Here is a 237-nt window from a genome sequence, read left to right on the forward strand (position 1 = left end):
CACCGGATTGACAGTTAGAAACAGTTGATCATAACAGCACCGCCTAATGTATTAGTTTGCCAGAGGTACTTACCTTCACCATCCGGCCCGGCTACTGGGTAGATCTGCGATCCACCACCTTGTCCGTAATGCCCTAAAGCACAATATCTGGCCCATGTAATATTGTTGACACCAACTGGAGAAGCGACAGAAAAAAAACCGATTTTCAAACCACTATTCCACACGCCGGATTGACAG

The 237-nt window shown here is 46.8% G+C and carries 1 protein-coding gene; it reads right to left on the reverse strand.

Annotated features, from left to right (window positions below; all coding sequences use genetic code 11):
* Positions 1 to 14: 14 nt before the first annotated feature.
* On the reverse strand, positions 15 to 237 hold a 223-nt coding region (locus OGY18_RS01645), incomplete at its 5' end, for a hypothetical protein (protein ID WP_286539285.1).

The organism is Citrobacter sp. Cpo142 (assembly GCF_030332425.1).
Lineage (GTDB): Bacteria > Pseudomonadota > Gammaproteobacteria > Enterobacterales > Enterobacteriaceae > Citrobacter > Citrobacter portucalensis.